This window comes from Microbacterium resistens NBRC 103078, from assembly GCF_001552355.1.
In the GTDB taxonomy this organism is placed as follows: Bacteria; Actinomycetota; Actinomycetes; order Actinomycetales; family Microbacteriaceae; genus Microbacterium; species Microbacterium resistens.
In genome coordinates this window covers 1-1,595 of record NZ_BCRA01000216.1, presented here as the reverse complement: position 1 = coordinate 1,595, position 1,595 = coordinate 1, and the positions used below count along the sequence as shown (strand labels likewise).

2 protein-coding genes are annotated in these 1,595 nt (G+C 75.2%); both read left to right on the top strand.

From position 1 onward, the window contains the following. The first annotated feature begins 100 nt into the window (after positions 1 to 100). Entirely contained in the window at positions 101 to 742 is a 642-nt protein-coding gene (locus tag MR1_RS19085; protein WP_067250878.1) for a DUF4129 domain-containing protein, read from the top strand. Next, a partial coding sequence (locus tag MR1_RS19080) for a DUF4350 domain-containing protein (protein ID WP_067250875.1) occupies positions 739 to 1,595 on the top strand: 857 nt, incomplete at its 3' end. The genes MR1_RS19085 and MR1_RS19080, both read left to right, overlap by 4 nt.

Below are 1,595 nucleotides of genomic sequence, written 5' to 3'. Positions count from 1 at the left end.
CCCCCGCACCGCCGGTCGCCCCGCTGCCGCCGACCGACGACAGCCCCTGGGCGCCGCGCGACGGCGAGCGTCGCTGGACGGCTCCGGGATCCGACGGCGCATGAGCCGCGTGCACCTGCAGATCCCGCTCATCCCCGACGGGGACGAGGCCCAGCGCTGGGCGGAGCAGGAGCTCTCGCGACCCGAGTACGCCGAGGCACGACCGACGCTGTTCGACCAGTGGGCCCGCGCCGTGGCGGAGTTCCTCGCCGACCTGTTCACCCCGCAGGGCGGCGGGAACCTCGGCCCTGTGGCGTTGACCCTCGTCTGCATCGTCGTCGTCGCCGCGCTCGTCATCGTCCTCATCCTCTGGGGCCGTCCGCGACGGTCGTTCGCCCGCCGCGCCGCCACGGACCTCCTCGGCAGCACGGACGCCCGCTCCGCCGCAGAGCTGCGTGCGGACGCGGAGCGCAGCGCTCGCGCGGGAGACTGGGACGAGGCCGTCGTCCTGGGGTACCGCGCGCTCGCCCGCTCGCTGCAGGAGCGCGACCTCATCGCGCCTGCGCCCGGTGCGACGGCGCAGACCATCGCCCGGGAGGCGACGGTCGCGTTCCCGGAGGAGGCCGAAGCGCTGCGGCGGGCGGCCGAGTCCTTCGACGACGTGCGGTATCTCCGCCACCCCGGCACGTCCGAGCGGTACCGCGACCTCGCGGACACCGACGCCCGCCTCCTGGCGGCGCGGCCGGAGCTGGTTCCCGCATGAGCACCGCGCAGGACAGCACGACGCAGGACGCCTCGACGGCGTCGACGGTCGTCCGCACGCGCGGCGGCGCCTCCCGTGCGCTCGCGTGGATCCTGATCGTCCTCGTCCTCCTCGGCGTCGCGGTGGTCGCGCTCCAGGTGGCGGCGCAGCGCCCCGGGCTGCGCACGGGATTCGACCCCGAGGGCAACGGCCCCGGCGGCACCCGTGCTCTGGCCGAGATCCTCCGCGCCCAGGGGGTGGAGGTCGACGTGGTCCGCAGTCGTATCGAGGCCGCGCAGACGATGGACGAGCGATCGACGCTCGTCCTGGCCGATCCGTACGCGCTCTCCGACGACGCCGTGCGCACGCTGATCGGCGAGGCGGACGACGTCGTGATGCTCACCGGCAGCGCCCGGATGCTGCGCATTCTCGGGCTCGGCGACTACGCCGCAGGGAGCGCGTCCGGCCCGCTGACGGCCTCGTGCGACCTGCCGGAGTTCGCCCGGGTCGGCGAGATCGAGCCCGGTCAGCTCTTCCAGCCCGCGGACGGGGCCACCGCCTGCTTCGCCGACGATGCCGGGGCGGCCGTTCTCGTGGCCGACGAGGGCGACCGCCGCCGCGCGATCATCGACGGCTCGCGCCTGCTCACCAACGAGCGCCTCGCGGAGAACGGCAACGCCGCGCTGGGCCTGGCCCTCCTCGGTCAGCACGAGCGCGTCGTCTGGTACGTCCCCTCGTTCGGCGACAGCGACCTCGAACCCGGCGACGCGGAGGCCACCCTGGCCGAGCTGACACCGGGATGGGTGACCCCGGCGATCCTCACCCTCCTCGTCGCCGCGATCGTGGCCGGCGTCTGGCGGGGCCGCCGCTTCGG

Bases quoted from the DNA above. Each gene is read 5' to 3' on its own strand.
- MR1_RS19085 (WP_067250878.1), top strand. From the start codon at position 101: ATGAGCCGCGTGCACCTGCAGATCCCGCTCATCCCCGACGGGGACGAG.